Source organism: Synechococcales cyanobacterium T60_A2020_003 (genome assembly GCA_015272205.1).
Classification (GTDB): domain Bacteria; phylum Cyanobacteriota; class Cyanobacteriia; order RECH01; family RECH01; genus JACYMB01.
On record JACYMB010000337.1, the window covers coordinates 1 to 15,645 of the forward strand.

Below are 15,645 nucleotides of genomic sequence, written 5' to 3' on the forward strand. Positions count from 1 at the left end.
TCCGGTGGGAGAAGCCCGCACCGTATGTTTGCATCGGTGTCGGGAGTACGTCACACAAATTCTAGACAGAGGGCTGACGGCGCGATCGCCGTGCCTTGGGAGGAGGGGATTTAATGGCGTGTCCCCGCTGGGTTAGCGCTTGAAGGAGATGACTCATGCTGACCGTCTCCTGAGCCGCCGCCGCATAGAGAGCAGCGTCCCGGGCGATCGCCTGAATTTCACCACCAGAAATCCCAAAGGATTTTGCCAGCCAACGCCAAGAGATTCGGTCATCGACCGGGGTGGACTCCGGGAAGGCGCGTTGCCAAAGCTGGAGGCGATCGCGTTCTTTCGGGATGGGGAACCCGAATACTGGGTAACCTAACGACTTCCAATGCTGGGAAATGGTTTCGGGCTTTTGGGTGGATAGCAAGGTCAGGCTGGGAACTTGGTGACGTTGCGCCAGCCATTGATGCAGGGAGGCGCGTTTGATCTCAGACGTGCGCCCGAACCAGCATTCCGCAGATTTTAATAGGAGAACCGTCGGCTGTTGAACGCCAAGGTCAGCGATTAGATTTTCCGCGTCATCGAGATCCACCTGCTGAAGATCCACCACGGACAGCGGTTTAGCTAGGGCGTGGGCGATCGCTCGTGCGGCCATCGTTTTGCCTGTTCCCGATGCCCCTTCCAACCATCCCATCAGACCGGGCTGGGTGGCAGTTCCCGGTATTTGATCAAATCCCCAGGTGTGATCGACCGTCGCCTGGGCTTGGATCCGCTGGGTCATGGCTTGTAGGGCCGTCAAGGTCTCCCTGGGCAACACCAAATCCTCCCAGGTGGTCGTGGAGGCAATTTGGGTCATCCACGGTGAAACGGGGGGACTGTAGCCGCCGCCCAACGGATGGGGATATAGAATCGCCTCTAACTGTTCCACTGACGGGTGGGAAGATAGCAAGAAATCCACACAGGGTTCGGTTAACCGCAGGATCGACTTGAGGCGGGTATCGGGGGTGCAGGTGTACAGTTCAACCACACCCTCCCGAATCAATGCGGCATCGGGGGAAAACGACCTGCGGGCGATCGCCCATTCTTGGTCGTTTCGGCACAGCAAGCGCAGCACTAAATCCACCGACGGCAAATCACTGTCGGGCGTATCGTCATCCCCTTTTAGATAGCGGTAGAGGCGGGCATAGCGACGATTAATTTCAGGGGCGAGGCCAATCAGGATCGCATTCTTCTCAAACACGCTCAATCCCAGGCGATCGCGCAGCAGCGGCAGGCCAAGGGACACCCCCTTTTTGCGGCTAAGCTGAATTCGCGCGTCCATCTGCTGCTGAAATCCAAGCTTTTGGGGTTTGGCGTTGTTGGGTTTGCGGTATTCGTCGTAAGCGGGATTGCCTTCCAGAGACACAATCCCTTTCCACCAGTGGCTGGTGGCGCGATCGGCACGGGTTTGGGCAAGGCGATCCGTTTCCTTTTGCTGTTTGCGGTGACGGGCGACCGCTGCCAGCAATACTTGATCGAGCCAACCTAACTCGCTTCGTAGATAGTTCCAGTTATCAGCAAATCCGTCCTGAGCCGTTGACATTGTGCGATCGCCCTGTCTTTCAAAAACTCAAAGGGAAGCACTCATATCCAGAGTGCAGTGCCTGAGGGTTGGCTATCCCTTCATCCGTTGACGCTCGTTGCGATACAGCTTAAGACGCCAAAGTAGAGTTTGGTTCTCCCATGCGGCGAAGAAACTCCAAGGGCAAACCGTCTGCATCGGCAATAAAGGCCACCTCATATACATGATCGCCGATCATCTGCTGAGTTGGCTTCAGTAAGATCGTCAACCTAGGCGCATCTGCCTGAAGGTCTGCCAATCCCGAAAATTGCTGTTCCAGGTGGGTCAGCCATTCCGGCAGACTAGACACCTGTTCCGTGAGGTCAAAGGACAGGTGATAGTAGCCTGTGTAGTGTTCGTCGTGAAAGGCATCGGCAGCAGGACGAGGTTCCGGCACTTGCAACAGCTCAATGCGTCCGCCGAGTCCTTCCATCCAGCACGCCAGCGTAATCCCAGCCGTAAAGCGTTCGCAGACGGTGAACCCAAGCTGTTCGTAAAAGGCGATCGCCCGGTGAATATTGGCCGTTCGGATCGAGGCATGATGCATGGGAGTTACGCTTGCTTAAACGGTAGGTCTTGGTTAATCGCCTCAATTTCCCGCTGCTCCATGTCGTTAACCTCGTTCAGGTAGGGACGCAGGATTTGAAGAAATCGCTGGTTATAGAGCCGATGCAGAGAGGTGTTGGGGGTTGCTGGAAAACCGCGTCGCTTCTTATGTCGTCCTCCGGCTCCAGGGTCAAAGGTTTGGATGCCGTTGGCGATCGCCCATTCAATGGGAGTGTAATAACAGGCGTTGAAATGGAGGCAATCAAAGTCCTGAAACGACCCCCAATACCGCCCGTAGAGCTGATCGCCCTTCGTCAAACAAAACGACATCCCCACCGGACGATCGGGCGCATTGTCATCAAAGGCCGCGACAAAGACGACGCGATCGCGGTAGCAGTGGTGCAGTTGCTCAAAAAAAGCTTTGGTGAGGTACTTGCTGCCCCACCAGCCAAATTTGTCGCAGGTGTCGCTGTAGAAGTGATACATCAACGGAAAAAAGGAGGCGGGAATCTCCTCTCCGGCTAGTACCTGCATGGTCAATCCTGCCGTATCCATGGCCTTTCGTTCCCGCTTGATATTGCGCCGCTGGTTCGCGTTAAACGCCGCGAGATAATCCTCAAAGGTTCGATAGCCGTTGTTTTGCCAAATGTAATTGTGGTGCAGCCAGGGCATAAAGCCATGCTCGACCATGCGCGATCGCCATTTGGGGTCAACGTAGAGGAAATGGCATCCTGAAATCTGATTGCGGGCGCAGAAGCGATCAATTTCACTCACCAGAATATCGGTAATCGCATCTTCATCTTCGTTTGGCGCGATCAGAAATCGGTATCCCTCCGCAGGCGTTACTGGAGACATCCCCAGCAGTTTGGGATAGTACTGAATCCCCAAGCGTTGGGCTAAATCTGCCCACTGATGATCAAAGACAAATTCACCGTAGCTGTGCCCTTTCAGGTAAAGCGGAGCTGCGGCAATTAAAGTGCGATCGCGCCATAGGGTGAGATGACACGGCATCCAGCCTGTATTCGCCGTTGCACTACCGGATGTTTCCATCGCATTCAGCCATTCCCATTCAAAAAAAGGTGTTTTAAGCGGCTGTGCCAAGGCATCCCAGGCTGATTTTGGAATTTCAGAAAGATTTTGAATCCAGGAGGCTGTATAGCGAGGTTTAAGCTGTTCAACCATGAGTTCGAGGTCTAACGGGGCAGGTTCAGTAAACGGCAGATTTTACCTTGGTTCAACTCGCTGGACGGATGGTTGCGCGAATCAACGGCAAGATTCCACAACACGAGTTGGAATGCCTACTCTGTTGATTATCCATAATCTGACCCAAATCGGCTATGCTCGCCGATGCCCCACGCCAATTTACGGATTAAGCAATAAACTCCTGCTTTGCCTTCCTCCACATGGCTGTTTTTTTCTCCTCCACTTCACAGATTTTTGTATCTCTTGTTACATTTTTAATTTTTGTATCAAAAACTACAATTCAAATCTTTCAATTTAAGATCAAAGAAAGACGTTCAAACCTCATCTTTTCCGGAGGTCGCTATATGTTCAGAAAAAATCTCAATCGTAAAAAAACCGCTCAAATGCATCGTGAAAACTTGCGGAAGAATTTAGAGCAGCGCATGGAAGCTGCTCGTGCCCAAGGTAATGATGCATTGGTTCGCCAGCTAGAGGCAGAAGCTCGCTACCTTCAATAATCCGGCTAGCGATGATGACAGCATTCACCTGCATCGTTCTATCACGCTCTGATATGGCATAAATCCCCCGCTCCAGTCCCGGTCGGGGGATTTTTATAAGCAACGGTGCCGGGTTGCTCAGGTTCCGCCACCTGAATCCACAAGTCGGTAATGCAGAAAAACTTCATGGGCGATCGCCTTCACCGATAAAAGCTCTAACTGGGGCGCATGGGCAGCCAACCATCCCTCCCCATCGACAGGCGAGGGCGATGTGCTTCCTCCCAGCAACAGCGGACATACCGTTAACCACAGGTCATGAACCAAACCTTCGTCCAGAACCGCACTCACCAACGCCCCACCCCCGGCTAGCACGATGGTTTGAATTCCCAAACTGGCTAACTGCTCTAGGGCATACCGCATATCGAACGGGCGATTGCCCCTCTCAGCACCACACACAATTCGCTCAAACTCCTTCCGTTCCTGCCATTGCTCGGCTCCTGCTGGGGAGGTTAGCAACCATCGTGGTACAGGCTGGGAGAAGAAGGGAAGGGTGGGATCGAGAGTTCCAGAGGCCGAACAGACAATGTGGACGGGTTGGGGTGGTCGTCCCTGATGTTCTCGTTGTTGCACTAGCTCAGGATTCCGAATTCGTAAGGTTGTGCCGTAAGCCCGCAGCGTTCCTGCCCCAAACAGCATCGCATCGGCCTGGGCAATCTGGGCTTCCAGATGGGCTTGATCAGCCGATGAACCAAATCGGGCAGGCGATCGCCCATAGTCGGCAATCTTGCCGTCTGCACTCATCGCCAGCACCACAGTCACATGGGGAAGATGCATAGCCACGAAAACCCTTGAACGATGGACTCTAAATGGGAAGAGGCCAAACCCTAGACGGATTCAGCCTCTTGAACTAATGGATCACATCACTCGCGAAGCGTCGCAAAGGGGCGATCGCTCTGCTTAAATCAGCGTCAGGTTTGGATAGAGGGCAATCACCTCATCCGAGGACAGCGTATCGGTATCGGCTTGGGGCGTCCACAGAACCTCGACGCCCATTAGCTTCTCGCTGGGGATCGCGCCAATCTGGCTCAGGGCACGGCGTAGAGATTCGGTGCTGTTGACCTTCGGCAGATCCAGTTTGCCTTCGCTGGCAGTCAGGATTGTGACGATGATGTATTCGCCCGGTTCGCTCGTGGCTAACGCCAGGTCTGCATCAGCATCCGCCAAGGACGGACGGGGACTAGCTTGCCGCAGTTGATTGTTCACATTCGACAGGGTTTCTTCGCTGAACTTGCTACGCTCGGCCAAGGCCATACGGTTGAACTGCAACTCTGCCGAACTGAGGTAGGATTGCTCGGTATCCGCGTTGGCATACACCCAATACTCCGGATGGCGCAGAAGAGACAGGGTGGTTTCCTGGAGCACTTGAGCCAGTCCCGCCGACGAGCTGGTATTCGCACTCAGCGCCATGCGGTTGAGATCGGATTGCAGTTCCCGCGCTTGCGCCATCAGACCCACCTGCACGCGCGATATCGTCACACTGGGATTAGTAACGGCCTCAATCTCTCGATCCTCTTGGGCACGACGGAAGGAGGAAACGATGAAGTTGGCGATCGCAATGAAGATCAGGATGGAGAACAATCCTCCAAATCCACCCCCAAACCCAAAAATAGGCATTAGGAACGGGAAGCCAAATCCGCCGCCCGGATAGTATCCCCCGCCGCCCGGTTGGTAGGTGCGACTGGGGGTACGATAGGAAGAGCTAGGTACAGGACGGCTGAAGTTGCTGCCACCGACTCGGCCTGCACGGGCGGCCAGCGCAGAATCAGCATGGCTAAAGGCTAGAGTGGCCACCAGCACCAAGGCCAGGAGGGGTTTAATTAGGGATTTCATCCAGGTGAACACGGTTTTCATAGGCTTTGCGGTGTATTAAATCCACGCATCTTAATGGGGAAGGGGGCAAAATGCCGTCATTCTACAGCTTCGTCTGAAGGATCAGAAAGCGGATGTCCCTTACTTAATAATCTACCGTGTTCTCTGAACGGATGTCCCCGTCTAAAGGATTGCTTTAGGGAGAGATCTCCGTACTTGTAAGGGTTTTACCGATTTAACCCCCACCCACAATCGTCACAATTTCCAGGCGATCGCCCTCGTTGATGGTGGTGGTTTCCCAGTATTGGCGATGGAGAATTTCGCCGTTGTATTCTACGGCAACCAACCGGGGATTCAGTCCCATCTGCTGAAGAAACGTGGGAAGTAGAGTATTTGGCGCACAGGTGCGTGCCTCGCCGTTAACGTGCAAATTAATCATGGATGCAGCGATTTGGAGTCATTCATTCAGGGGCATTCAACCGTCTTCTGATAGCAACATGCAAGGCTCAGCCTAGCCTGCACCATTTCCTATGATCCAACAGCCTTTAACATTTGAATTCGATTCAACTGCGAGATAAAGTACTGCGCAATCAGCGTTGGATTATCGGCTTGCATAATAGACCGTACAACCGCAACCCGCTCGGCCTTCGCACTCAAGACCTCCCCCACGTTATCGGTATTAATGCTGCCAATGGCAAACCAGGGGATGGTGGCGTGTTCTGCCGCATAGCGCACATAGTCCAGTCCAGCCGCCGCCCGTCCGGGCTTGGTCGGCGTTTCGTACACAGGGCCAACGCCGATATAGTCTGCCCCTTCTTCTTGGGCACGGTGTAAGTCATCGGGGCAATGGGTCGAGCGTCCCACAATGCGATTTCCGCCCAGAATTTGACGGGCGATCGCAATCGGCAGATCTTGCTGTCCCAAATGCACCCCATCCGCATCCAGTGCCACCGCTAAATCCACCCGGTCATTCACGATAAACAGGGCACCGTATCTGTGGCAAAGCTGGCGGAGTTCTTGGCCTTGCTCAAGCCGGGTCAGATCATCCGCATCTTTATCACGGTACTGAACCAGCGTTACTCCACCCTGGAGCGCCGCTTCGACAACGCCCAAGAGATGCTCGGTCGGGCTAGTAACGAGGTACAGCAACGCCTGCTGCAACTTTAGGTGGCGCTGATGCCCCAACAGATTGCTTTCCAAGGTGTAAACCTGATAGCGCATTCCCTTCGCCACCGTGCTGAGATCGGGGTGAGATAACTTACCATATTCTTCGAGAACTCGCAGCGCTTCCTCCACTCGGCAAAAGTTAGCTTGCAACACGTGGGTCAAGTTGGCGCGATATTGCTCTTGGGTATGGGTTAAATCAGTTCCCGGATCACCAGGGGTATCGCGGGCAGCCCGAATGTCAGCGGAGTGCCATTGGGCTAGGGTTTGGCGAAGATGCTTGCACTCTTCGGTAAACGGGGTGTTGTTTAAGCCAAATCGGCACCACTCTTCAATAATGCGCAGTCCTTCACGGGCGCGATCGAAGTTGGCATCCAGGATGCGATCGACGGCCACGCTGGAGGATTCGCTCATCCGTTTAGGGTCGGACTGATGTTCTGGCTCTCCCATCGGTTTAAATGCGGTTGTAGAGAAGTGACGTACTCCCGACACCGATGCAAACATACGGTGCGGGCTTCTCCCACCGGAAGTGTTCTACCACTGGTTACCGGGTTCGAGCTTTTTATAGTGAGGAAGACGCCCAGCCCCACTGTTGACAATTTTTTCCACCAAGGAGGTTTGCTGTGCTGTTTCAAAAATGCTCTCTATTGCAACCTTGGAAACGGGAGACTTGCGGCCTAGGCCTACGGGTCGGTCAACTCCAGTTGTCGGTCGAAAGCGTACCTATCAGGGGAAATCAACCCTGCGATGCTTAGCCAATTATACCAGGCTGGCGGTTTGCTCGTCTCCCCTCTCCGCCGCCCCGCGATTGCTTGGCATAGCTGCAAGGGGGACTCGCAACCGCCCCGCTTTCATCCCGACACTCGCCTTCGGCAGAGTGCGGGGCTTTCACGGAGAAGCTAAAGGGTATTGGACTAAGGTATGGTGTCACCATCGTAACAGCCCAGACCGTACATAAATTGCTTGCTTTACTGGATTGATACTCCCAATGTATTCAAAGCGGATCGCCCCATGACTTCACCCCTCACCCTACTCTTCATCCGCCATGCTGAGTCGGTTGGCAATGCCCAAGGCCGCATGATGGGACATTTGGACGATGCGCTCTCTGAAACTGGACTGGATCAAGCGGCGCGACTCGCAGATCGGTTAAGGACTCATCCGCCGACCCACATGTACAGTAGTCCCATTGCCCGTACTCGTCAGACAGCAGAACTATTGCAGCGATCGCTCCCCAACGATTCATCCATTTCGATTCAGTATGTCGATGAGTTGAAGGAGTTCCAAAACGGCATTTTTCAGGGCTTAACCTGGGCAGAAGCGAGCGATCGCTATCCTGATCTCTGTCGTGCCTTGGAATCGAGTCTGACGTGGATTCCCATCCCTGGGGCAGAGTCGTGGGAACAGGGACGCGATCGCGCCCAGCGGTTTATTGCCAAGCTTTTAGACAGTCACCAAGATGGCGATCGCCTTTGGATTGTGACCCATAGCTGGATTTTGCAGCATTTGATTTCGAGTCTGATGGGGTGCGATCGCACCTGGGGCTTCACCGCAGACTACACCAGTATTTTTGAGTTTCAAATATGGCGATCGCACTGGAGTCTACACGATCAGAATTTGGGAAATACAGAACTCTGGAAAATCCGAAGCTTTAACGATAGCCAGCACATCATGAGTCCATAACCGACCACTTGCCCAGATCAGAGAAGCTGTGAACGAGAACCTGTGAACCTGTAACTTTTATGTCGCCAAGCTAATGATTAGGGAGTTAAACTAGGGGGCAGATCGCAGGAACGAGGTTGTGACGCTGTGCATCATTCCCCGCCAGTTCTTCAGCACTTGATGACTGTACTGAACTCGCTCATGGTCGCCCAACTTACTGACACCCTTCCTGGAATGGTCTTCCGATACCAACTGACTCCAGGGTGGCCGATACTCTATCTCAGTGGTGGGTGTGAAGCAGTGCTGGGCTATACCCGTGAGGAATTACTAGCATCCGATGACACGTCTTTACGTTATGGCGACATCATCCATCCGAATGATTTGCCTGGAGTCACTGAGACCGTAAAGGAGGCGATCGCCAACCACCAAGCTTACGTGACGGAATACCGAATCACGACAAAGGGTGGGGAGGAAAAGTGGGTGTGGGAAAAGGGCTATGGCATATACGACTGTCATGGAAACGCGATCGCCATTGAAGGGTTTATTACTGACATTACCGATCTCAAGGCAACGGAATTAGCCCTACGCCAGAGCGAAGAAAGGTTTCGAGCTACGTTTGACTATGCAGCCGTCGGTGTTTGTCTCCTGCATCCCGACGGTTCGATTCTTGATGGCAACCCGGCTCTGTGCAATCTGTTGCAATGTACGCCTGCCGAACTGCACCAGCACCGACTCACCGACGGCACCGCACCGCAAGATACGGAACGCGAACAGACCCTTCATCAGCAACTGTTAGACGGAACGCGATCGCACTATCAACTGGAGAAACGGTGGGTACGTAGCAACGGAGAAACGATATGGGTGCGACTAGCCTACTCTGCCGTTCACCATCCCGACGGATCGCTGAAGTTTTTGGTCGCTATTGTTGAGGACATCACTGCTCGGAAAGACGTCGAAGAAACCCTACTTGGTCAACAAGCATTTCTTCGAACCCTTCTTGACAACATTCCCCAACATATTTACTGGAAGGATTTGAATTTGGTGTACCAAGGGGGTAACCAAGCCTGGGCAACCTACGCAGGTTTATCGTCTCCAGAAGAGGCCATTGGCAAAACGGATTACGATCTATGGCCGATTAGTCTAGCAGAATCCTACCGGGAAACCGATCGCGACGTGATTCAGCATGAAAAACCGCGCCTTAAGGTGCTCCGGCAGGATATCTCGCCCACGGGAGAAATTACCTGGAAAAATTCTAATAAGCTACCGATTCGCAATTCGGATGGCGACCTCATTGGCATTTTGGGAACCTGCGAAGATATTACCGAAATTCGGATTGCGGAAGAGGCGATCGCCCATCGGGAACGCTACTTATCAACCCTGGTTGAAATCCACAGCGAGCTTCTCCAAACTGAAATTCAAGACCAGACGATTCACGACTCGCGCATCCTGGAGCTATTGGGCAAGGTGTCCCAAGCCGATCGGGTCTATCTAGTGCATTCGTTACCCAACGCTCAGGGAACTGGAGACCACTCGCCATCGCCCACACCAAATCAGGGGATCGCCATCTGGTGTGCTGACGGTGCTTCCTCCCTACCCTCTGCCGATGCCCAATCCCTCCTCCCCGCTGACTGGACACTCCAACTTCAGCAGCAGGGAATTCTCTATCTCTGTGATGCTCAACCGTCTGAGGCAGGGCGATCGCTCCTCGATAGTCGTGGGGTGCGATCGCTTCTGGCATTGCCGCTTTGCGTGCGGAACGGACGCATGACTGGCTATATCGGTTTCGAGCGCTATCAAACCGAATCCGGATGGAGCAAGCTTGAAGTTGATCTGCTAACCATGGCAGCATCGGCGATCGCCCTCACCTATGAACGGAAGCGAATCTCGATTGCCTTACGCGACAGCGAAAAACGCTATCGGCTTCTAGCCCAACGAGCCACGGATCTCATCGCGCGCCACAGCCCAGACGGCGTGTATCAATACGTTTCTCCAGCCTGCACGTCACTCTTGGGGTATACGCCCGCTGAGATGTTAGGGCGATCGGTACAGACCTTTGTGCATCCAGACGACTTAGACTCCTTACATCAAAGCTTATCCACAGTGCAATGTGCACCTGAATCAGAGCCGGTTCTGGTTAGTTACCGAATGCGATGTCAGTCCGGCCAGTACATTTGGTTTGAAAGCTCGATTAGCATGATTTGCCATCCCGAAGCGGGGCATCCTGTGGAACTGATCACCGTTTCACGTGATATTTCAGAACGGCGGCTAGCCGTTAATAGGCTGGCGGGACAAGCGCGGGTACTAGAGATGATTGCTACCGACTCTCCGCTCCATGACACGTTGACCCAACTCGCCCATATCATTGAAGAACAGTCTCCAGGTGTCTCTTGTTCAATCCTGCTGCTCAAGGGAGAGCAACTTTTCCTTGGGGCTGCCCCCAGCATGCCTGACCTTTACAAGAGTGGCGTTGAAGGGTTGCGCATTGGGATGGAGGTTGGCTCGTGCGGTACGGCAGCCTATACAGGCGATCTGACGATTACAGAGGATGTGCAGACCGATTCTCGTTGGGTCGCATGGCGAGACTTTGCGGCCCAGTGCAATATTTAATCGTGTTGGTCGATGCCGATCAAGTCACCCCAGGGTCAGGTTCTAGGGGTGTTTGCACTGATGCATAGCCACCCGTGTACCCCCGATGAGCGCGATCGCCATTTGTTAGGAACGGCTAGTCACCTCGCCGGAATTGCGATTGAACGAAAGCGAGTGGATGAAGCCCTCAAACAAGCGGAGGAGAAATATCGCAGTATTTTTGAGAATGCGGTAGGCGGTATTTTTCAAACTACTCCCGATGGTCGATACTTAGCCGTTAATCCTATGCTGGCACGCATCTACGGCTATGACTCACCCGACGATCTCAAGAATAGCCTTACCGATATTCGTCATCAGCTTTATGTTGATCCCAATCGTCGCAACGAGTTCATTCGCCACACTCAAACCTTCGGCAACGTACGAGATTTTGAGTCCCAAATTAAGCGTAAAGACGGTCAGGTGATCTGGATCTCCGAATCGGCCCGCGCCATTTATGATTCCCAGGGCGGGCTCATAGGTTATGAAGGAACGGTAGAGGACATTACCCATCGGAAACAGGCGGAGAAGAACTTGTTGCATCGCGATCGCCTGTTGCAAGCCGTTGCCGATGGCACCTACCGTCTATTGATGAACCCAGACTTAGAAGAGGTGATTCCGGAGGTGCTCGCTATTCTGGGACAGGCCGCTGCCGTGGATCGGGTCTATATCTACGAAAATCATCCCCATAATCCCAGCGGGGAGCTTGCCCTCAGCATACGGTTTGAGTGGACACAGGATGGGATTGCACCCATCATTCAGCAACCCCACTGGCGCAATCAGCCCTATCGCGAGTTTGAATTCATGCAATGGTACGATGCCTTTGCCGCAGGTCAAGCCGTAGGTGGCCCTATCCATACCTTTCCAGAGGTGCAGCAAGAGCTCTTTCACCGTGATCACATCCAATCTATTCTGATGGTTCCCATTTTTCTAGATGGATTGCTGTGGGGCTTTATTGGCTTTGATGATTGCCGAACCGAACGAGTGTGGTCGGCTAGCGATGAATCGAGCCTAGTGGCGATCGCGGCCAGCTTTGGGGGAGCCATCAAACGACAGCGCACTGAGGAACAGATGCGCTATCAGGCATTCCATGATGCGCTTACGGGGTTGCCCAACCGCAGTTTGTTCGATCAGCAGCTTCCGTCGGCGATCGCCTACGCCGAGCGCCACCAGGAAATGCTGGCTGTGGCGTTTCTCGATTTAGATCGATTCAAAACGATTAACGATTCCCTCGGCCATGCCATTGGCGACGAACTGCTGAAGAAAGTCACGCAACGGCTGCTAACCTGCCTCCGCAAAGAAGACATCATTGCCCGCTGGGGAGGGGATGAGTTCACCCTGATCCTCCCTCACCTCAAAACTCCAGAAGCCGCCGCCCGGATTGCTCGCCGCATCTCTGCCGCCTTCCGGCCATCCTTTCAGTTGGCGGGACATGAGCTCCATGTGACTAGCAGTATTGGCATTGCCCTCTATCCCCAAGACGGTCGAGACTTAAAGACCCTACTTCAAAATGCGGATGCGGCTCTTTACCGGGTCAAAGAGCAAGGGCGCGACGATTACCAGTTCTACACCTCTACGATTAATTCCCACGTCTCTCAAATGCTGACGCTAGAGAATAGCCTGCACCATGCCCTCGAACGCAACGAGTTTATCGTTCACTATCAGCCCCAAATTGATGTGCACACAGGAGCCGTAGTGCAAATGGAAGCCCTATTACGCTGGCAGCATCCTGAGTTTGGCTTAGTGCCTCCCAGCCAGTTTATTGCGATCGCTGAAGAGACAGGACTGATTGTCTCGATTGGCGAGTGGGTGTTGCGAACAGCCTGCAAGCAAGGAAAACGCTGGCATGGGATGGGCATCCCCGTACGCATGGCCGTGAATCTTTCGGCCCGTCAGTTCCAGCAGCAAAATCTGGTAATGCGCGTTGCCACGATTTTGAAGCAAACCAAGCTAGCCCCGCAGTGGTTAGAACTCGAAATTACCGAAACCACGACCATGCGTGATATAGAGTTCACTCGCGGTGTCTTGCACGCCTTGGACGCAATGGGGGTTCGGATCTCCATTGACGACTTCGGCACGGGATATTCATCCTTGAATTATCTCAAGATGTTCCCGCTCCATGCCCTCAAGGTCGATCGCTCGTTTGTGAAAGATTTAGCCCAAAATCCCGCTGATGTGGCGATCGCCAAAACGATCATTACTCTGGGTCACGGCCTGGGCTTGCAGGTGGTGGCGGAGGGTATCGAAACCGAGGAACAAGTGCAAATATTGCGATCGCTCGATTGCGACGCCATGCAGGGCTACCACTTCAGTAGACCGCTTTCTGTGGACGATGCCACCCAGTTTTTGCTGAACGCAGCAAGCGTGGCTCACACCAACTTTGAGGTTTGAGTTCTCAGGTTTGGATTGAACAGGCGTTGTGGAATCTAGATTCTAAACAAACTGCCGCAGGAATCGGAGATCGCTGCTGTAGAAGCGGCGAATATCATCAATTTCGTGGAGTACAAGAGCCAACCGCTCAACTCCAAACCCTGCAGCAAATCCGGTGTAAATTTCAGGATCGTAGCCCACGGCTTTGAGGACATTGGGATCCACCATGCCACACCCCAGAACCTCTAACCAGCGCCCCTGCCACTGAATATCCACCTCCGCCGAGGGTTCCGTAAAGGGAAAATAGCTGGGACGGAAGCGAATTGGTACATCGCCAAACATCGCTTCTAGAAAGACCTTAACCGTTCCCTTCAAATCCGTGAAGGTCAAGCCCTCATCCACAGCTAAGATTTCCAACTGGTGGAAGGTGGCGGAATGGGTGGCATCGACCGTATCGCGCCGATAGACTCGTCCCGGAGCCGCAATCCGAATCGGCGGATCGTTCTCTTCCATGTAGCGAATCTGCATGGAGGAGGTGTGGGTACGGAGCAGGTTCCCATCCGGCAAATAGTAGGTATCCACCATATCCCGTGCGGGATGGTCTGCCGGAGTATTCAGCGCTTCAAAGTTGTAGTAATCCGATTCGATCTGGGGGCCTTCCGCCACGGTATAGCCTAGCCCGACCAAAATATCCAAAGCACGATCGAGGATGCCCGTGAGGGGATGGGTATGGCCTTGGGGCACGTAGATCCCCGGCATAGTAACATCTAAGGTTTCTGCGGCAAGCTGCGCTTCAATCTGAGCTTCGGTCAGCGCTACTTTTTTCTGCTCTAGATCGGTCTGCACCGCATCTTTAACCTCGTTGGCCAGGGAACCAATGCGGGGACGCTCGGCGGGGTCAAGTTTGCCCATGCCTTTCAGGACTTGCGAGAGTTGACCCTTTTTCCCCAGGTATTGAATTCTCAGGTGCTCAAGCTGATCGAGATCCGTTGTAGCGGCGATCGCCTGCTGCGCCTCGTCGCGCATTGCGGTCAGTTGGGCTTCTAAATCACTTAACGATACGGTCATACGCTGGGTGTTGGTGGTTTGCAATCACTCTCATTCATCCTATCCCAGTTGCGGCCTTGCTGTGCCTAGAGAAATCGGCGGGTTCCCTTGGTGGTCTGCAAAAATTCTAGGCAGAATAGTCAAGGACACGTGCGATCGCGGTTTAGTCTTCTGGAACCCCATGAAACTTTTAGTCAGTAACGACGATGGAATCTTTTCGCTGGGCATTCAAACCCTGGCCAATACCCTAGCCCGAGCCGGACACGAGGTCACGGTGGTCTGCCCCGACCGGGAGCGCTCGGCCACGGGGCACGGTCTTACGATCCACCAACCGATTCGAGCCGAGCGGATTGAGTCCGTGTTTGATGAAACAGTAGCCGCCTGGGCCTGTTCTGGCACACCGTCTGACTGTGTGAAGCTTGCCTTGGGCGCGATCTTGGATGAACCGCCGGATTTGGTGTGTTCAGGCATTAACCACGGCGCCAATCTCGGCACCGATGTGCTGTACTCAGGCACGGTATCCGCTGCCATGGAGGGCGTTCTTGAAGGAATTCCCAGTCTTGCATTTAGCTTGACGAGCTTTTCCCATCTAGACTTTCAGCCCGCTGCCGATTTTGCGGTAAAGCTCGTGCGGGCGATCGCCCAGCGCCCCCTTCCCCACCTCTCTCTATTAAATGTGAACGTTCCCGCCGTGGCCCGGGAGGATATTGCTGGGGTGGCCATTACGCGCCAGGGCGTGCGCCGATACATCGATCAGTTTGAAAAGCGGGTCGATCCTCGAGGCAAAACCTATTACTGGCTCGCGGGGGAAGTCATTGAAGATGATGGCGATCCCCCCCTAGCTCCAGCCGCTAAAACGACGATGGGCGATCGCCCACCCCAGATCAGCTACGACTTTGAAACGGATGTCCAGGCAATTCGACATAACTTCATTACAATTACGCCGCTTCAATACAACTTGACCTGTGGTGCCGGACTAGAACACTTGCATCCTTGGGCCCATGATCATCAGTGGCTAATACAGTGAAAAGCAGAAATGCTTATCTTTTCTAAAAAATCTAGCTACACTAGAATAGAGGTGCTTTCCCATTGATTTGAGGCATA

General features: G+C 53.6%; 13 protein-coding genes. 5 read left to right on the top strand and 8 right to left on the bottom strand.

Annotated elements, in window-relative coordinates; translation table 11 throughout:
* Window positions 1-61: 61 nt before the first annotated feature.
* The 3 genes from IGR76_16785 to IGR76_16795 form a co-directional block, all read right to left on the bottom strand.
* On the bottom strand, window positions 62-1,567 hold the full coding sequence (locus tag IGR76_16785; protein MBF2080120.1) for a hypothetical protein: 1,506 nt from the start codon (window positions 1,565-1,567) through the stop codon (window positions 62-64).
* 109 nt (window positions 1,568-1,676) lie between these two features.
* Entirely contained in the window at window positions 1,677-2,132 is a 456-nt protein-coding gene (locus tag IGR76_16790) for a VOC family protein (GenBank protein ID MBF2080121.1), read from the bottom strand.
* Between the two features lie 5 nt (window positions 2,133-2,137).
* The gene (locus tag IGR76_16795; protein MBF2080122.1) at window positions 2,138-3,313 is read right to left on the bottom strand and encodes an N-acetyltransferase; all 1,176 of its coding nucleotides are present in this window, start codon (window positions 3,311-3,313) and stop codon (window positions 2,138-2,140) included.
* A 221-nt stretch (window positions 3,314-3,534) separates the two neighbouring features.
* Between IGR76_16795 and IGR76_16800 the strand changes: the two genes are divergently transcribed.
* Window positions 3,535-3,831 (top strand): hypothetical protein, encoded by a 297-nt coding sequence (locus IGR76_16800; GenBank protein MBF2080123.1) that lies wholly within the window; start codon window positions 3,535-3,537, stop codon window positions 3,829-3,831.
* Between the two features lie 117 nt (window positions 3,832-3,948).
* Here the strand turns inward: IGR76_16800 and IGR76_16805 are convergent, their stop codons facing one another.
* From IGR76_16805 to IGR76_16820, 4 genes are all read right to left on the bottom strand, one after another.
* Window positions 3,949-4,650, bottom strand: coding sequence for a RibD family protein (locus IGR76_16805; GenBank protein MBF2080124.1), 702 nt, complete (start codon window positions 4,648-4,650; stop codon window positions 3,949-3,951).
* A 117-nt stretch (window positions 4,651-4,767) separates the two neighbouring features.
* Entirely contained in the window at window positions 4,768-5,721 is a 954-nt protein-coding gene (locus IGR76_16810; GenBank protein MBF2080125.1) for a DUF1517 domain-containing protein, read from the bottom strand.
* A gap of 193 nt (window positions 5,722-5,914) precedes the next feature.
* Window positions 5,915-6,118 (bottom strand): thiamine biosynthesis protein ThiS, encoded by a 204-nt coding sequence (thiS, locus tag IGR76_16815; protein ID MBF2080126.1) that lies wholly within the window; start codon window positions 6,116-6,118, stop codon window positions 5,915-5,917.
* Window positions 6,119-6,207: 89 nt separating this feature from the next.
* Complete coding sequence (locus IGR76_16820) at window positions 6,208-7,293, bottom strand: thiamine phosphate synthase (GenBank protein MBF2080127.1); 1,086 nt, start codon at window positions 7,291-7,293, stop codon at window positions 6,208-6,210.
* A 561-nt stretch (window positions 7,294-7,854) separates the two neighbouring features.
* Here IGR76_16820 and IGR76_16825 point away from each other — a divergent pair.
* The 3 genes from IGR76_16825 to IGR76_16835 all read left to right on the top strand — a co-directional run bounded on the left by IGR76_16825 (window position 7,855) and on the right by IGR76_16835 (window position 13,515).
* On the top strand, window positions 7,855-8,523 hold the full coding sequence (locus IGR76_16825; protein ID MBF2080128.1) for a histidine phosphatase family protein: 669 nt from the start codon (window positions 7,855-7,857) through the stop codon (window positions 8,521-8,523).
* Between the two features lie 126 nt (window positions 8,524-8,649).
* On the top strand, window positions 8,650-11,109 hold the full coding sequence (locus IGR76_16830; GenBank protein MBF2080129.1) for a PAS domain S-box protein: 2,460 nt from the start codon (window positions 8,650-8,652) through the stop codon (window positions 11,107-11,109).
* 12 nt (window positions 11,110-11,121) lie between these two features.
* The gene (locus IGR76_16835; GenBank protein ID MBF2080130.1) at window positions 11,122-13,515 is read left to right on the top strand and encodes an EAL domain-containing protein; all 2,394 of its coding nucleotides are present in this window, start codon (window positions 11,122-11,124) and stop codon (window positions 13,513-13,515) included.
* 42 nt (window positions 13,516-13,557) lie between these two features.
* On the opposite strand, the gene pheS is transcribed toward IGR76_16835, so the two are convergent.
* Window positions 13,558-14,562: a phenylalanine--tRNA ligase subunit alpha gene (pheS, locus tag IGR76_16840; protein ID MBF2080131.1), complete on the bottom strand. Its 1,005-nt coding sequence runs from the start codon at window positions 14,560-14,562 to the stop codon at window positions 13,558-13,560.
* A gap of 160 nt (window positions 14,563-14,722) precedes the next feature.
* On the opposite strand from pheS, the gene surE reads away from it, so the two are divergent.
* Complete coding sequence (gene surE / locus IGR76_16845) at window positions 14,723-15,568, top strand: 5'/3'-nucleotidase SurE (GenBank protein ID MBF2080132.1); 846 nt, start codon at window positions 14,723-14,725, stop codon at window positions 15,566-15,568.
* The last annotated feature ends 77 nt before the right edge of the window (window positions 15,569-15,645 follow it).

Bases quoted from the DNA above. Each gene is read 5' to 3' on its own strand.
- IGR76_16785 (MBF2080120.1), bottom strand. From the start codon at position 1,567: ATGTCAACGGCTCAGGACGGATTTGCTGATAACTGGAACTATCTACGA.
- IGR76_16790 (MBF2080121.1), bottom strand. From the start codon at position 2,132: ATGCATCATGCCTCGATCCGAACGGCCAATATTCACCGGGCGATCGCC.
- IGR76_16795 (MBF2080122.1), bottom strand. From the start codon at position 3,313: ATGGTTGAACAGCTTAAACCTCGCTATACAGCCTCCTGGATTCAAAAT.
- IGR76_16800 (MBF2080123.1), top strand. From the start codon at position 3,535: ATGGCTGTTTTTTTCTCCTCCACTTCACAGATTTTTGTATCTCTTGTT.
- IGR76_16810 (MBF2080125.1), bottom strand. From the start codon at position 5,721: ATGAAAACCGTGTTCACCTGGATGAAATCCCTAATTAAACCCCTCCTG.
- thiS (MBF2080126.1), bottom strand. From the start codon at position 6,118: ATGATTAATTTGCACGTTAACGGCGAGGCACGCACCTGTGCGCCAAAT.
- IGR76_16820 (MBF2080127.1), bottom strand. From the start codon at position 7,293: ATGGGAGAGCCAGAACATCAGTCCGACCCTAAACGGATGAGCGAATCC.
- IGR76_16825 (MBF2080128.1), top strand. From the start codon at position 7,855: ATGACTTCACCCCTCACCCTACTCTTCATCCGCCATGCTGAGTCGGTT.
- IGR76_16835 (MBF2080130.1), top strand. From the start codon at position 11,122: ATGCCGATCAAGTCACCCCAGGGTCAGGTTCTAGGGGTGTTTGCACTG.
- pheS (MBF2080131.1), bottom strand. From the start codon at position 14,562: ATGACCGTATCGTTAAGTGATTTAGAAGCCCAACTGACCGCAATGCGC.
- surE (MBF2080132.1), top strand. From the start codon at position 14,723: ATGAAACTTTTAGTCAGTAACGACGATGGAATCTTTTCGCTGGGCATT.